Genomic DNA, 2,309 nt, shown 5'->3' with positions numbered 1-2,309 from the left:
AAAGCCCGTCAGGAGTTTCAAGACAATAAGTTTGGAATATTCCTGCACTGGGGACTATACTGTATGTTGGCTACCGGTGAGTGGACGATGACCAATAAAGATTTGAACTATAAAGAATATGCCAAACTTGCCGGAGGTTTCTATCCTTCCAAGTTTAGTGCGGCTGAATGGGTAAGTGCCATTAAGGCATCGGGAGCCAAATATATCTGCTTTACAAGTCGCCACCATGAAGGGTTCTCTATGTTTCATACCAAGTATTCCGATTATAATATTGTAGATGCAACCCCTTTCAAGCGCGATGTAGTAAAAGAATTGGCAGACGAATGTCATAAACAAGGTATTCGGCTTCATTTCTATTACTCCCATATCGACTGGTATCGTGAAGACGCACCTTGGGGACGTACAGGGCGTGGAACCGGAAGGCCTAATCCGAAAGGAGACTGGAAAAGCTATTATACTTTTATGAATAACCAGTTGACGGAGTTGTTGACGAACTACGGTCCGATAGGTGCTATCTGGTTCGATGGCTGGTGGGACCAGGATGCTAATCCGGATTTTGACTGGCAGCTACCGGAACAATATGCGCTGATACATCGCCTGCAACCTGCTTGTCTGGTAGGGAACAACCATCATCAGGTACCTTTCCCAGGGGAAGATATACAAATCTTCGAGCGTGATCTGCCGGGGGAAAACAGTGCCGGACTATCTGGGCAAGATGTCAGTCACCTGCCTCTGGAAACTTGTGAAACCATGAACGGGATGTGGGGATATAAGATTACCGATCAAGATTATAAGTCAACGAAAACATTGATACATTATCTGGTGAAGGCTGCCGGAAAGAATGCAAATCTTCTGATGAATATCGGCCCTCAGCCGGACGGGTGTCTGCCAGAAGTGGCAGTTCAGAGGCTGAAGGAAGTGGGAGAGTGGATGAAAGTGTATGGTGAAACGATTTATGGCACTCGTGGCGGTATTATTCCTCCACATGATTGGGGAGTGACAACACAAAAAGGAAACCGACTTTTTGTTCACATCTTGAATTTGAAGGATAATGCGCTTTATCTTCCATTGGATGGAAAAATGGTGAAGAAGGGTTTTCTGTTTAAAGATCAATCCCCGATACGAATTACCCGTACCGGACAGGGAGTGGTGTTGCAATTACCGGAAGTTCCCGCAGATACGGATTACGTGATAGAGTTACAACTTGTTGGGCAATAGTCGGTTTTCGCTAATTCTTCCTAAAATATAAGGGAAACTGTAGTAAAGCTCACGGTTTCCCTTTATTTTTGGCAAACAATTTGTATTATATATAACAAACGACACATTTTTAATTACTAAAAACAGAAAAAGATTATGGAAGGAATGATAGGAATACAATGGATTATCTTTATTGGTATAGCTGTAGTTAGCTGGCTGGTGCAAATGAACTTGCAGAACAAGTTCAAGAAGTACTCCAAGATCCCTACCGGTAATGGAATGACGGGCCGTGATGTTGCCCTTCAGATGTTACATGACAATGGAATTTATGATGTTCAGGTGACACATACGCCGGGACAACTGACAGACCACTATAACCCTGCCAATAAGACAGTAAACCTGAGTGAAGGTGTATATGAAAGTAACAGTATCATGGCTGCTGCCGTTGCCGCTCACGAGTGTGGACATGCAGTGCAACACGCACGGGCTTATGCTCCGCTGACTATGCGTAGCAAGTTGGTGCCAGTGGTATCGTTTGCTTCACAGTGGATGACCTGGTTGTTGCTGGGTGGTATCTTGCTATTGAACACGTTCCCGCAGTTATTGCTGGCAGGTATTATCCTGTTTGCTATGACCACACTGTTCAGTTTCGTCACTTTGCCGGTGGAAATAGACGCAAGTAAGCGTGCATTGGTATGGTTGAGCCGTTCGGGCATTACGAACTCTTACAATCATAAGCAAGCCGAAGATGCACTTCGTTCCGCTGCTTATACCTATGTGGTGGCTGCATTGGGTTCATTGGCAACGCTGATTTACTACATTATGATATTTATGGGACGCAGAGACTAAATTTTGTTTCTCACCACAGAGTAAAAGAGGAGTCCCACAGAGTTTAATCAATTTGAAATTAAACTCTGTGGGACTCCTCTTTTACTCTGTGGTGAAATCTTATTCCGTCAATTGGAACTTGCGACTGACTTTCATCAGGTTGATTGTATAAGTGACAACGTTTTGGGCTTCCTGTATCATTGTCAGATAAACCATGCTGACTTTGATGCTGCCGGCTTGGCTTTGAATGCGCTGTAACTCTTCACGCTTCAAGTGCGATAATT

Annotated in this window: 2 protein-coding genes; both read left to right on the top strand. The window is 44.2% G+C overall.

What is annotated here, in order from left to right:
* Positions 1–1,218: alpha-L-fucosidase (locus tag BACCELL_RS25060; protein WP_007214979.1), on the top strand; the 1,218-nt coding region annotated here is incomplete at its 5' end.
* Positions 1,219–1,353: 135 nt separating this feature from the next.
* The gene (locus tag BACCELL_RS25055; protein WP_007214977.1) at positions 1,354–2,046 is read left to right on the top strand and encodes a zinc metallopeptidase; all 693 of its coding nucleotides are present in this window, start codon (positions 1,354–1,356) and stop codon (positions 2,044–2,046) included.
* The last annotated feature ends 263 nt before the right edge of the window (positions 2,047–2,309 follow it).

This window comes from Bacteroides cellulosilyticus DSM 14838 (assembly GCF_000158035.1).
In the GTDB taxonomy this organism is placed as follows: Bacteria; Bacteroidota; Bacteroidia; order Bacteroidales; family Bacteroidaceae; genus Bacteroides; species Bacteroides cellulosilyticus.
This window is presented reverse-complemented; position numbering and strand designations above follow the sequence as displayed.

What these genes read in the sequence shown, in the direction of transcription:
- BACCELL_RS25055 (WP_007214977.1), top strand. Translation starts at nt 1,354, where the DNA reads ATGGAAGGAATGATAGGAATACAATGGATTATCTTTATTGGTATAGCT.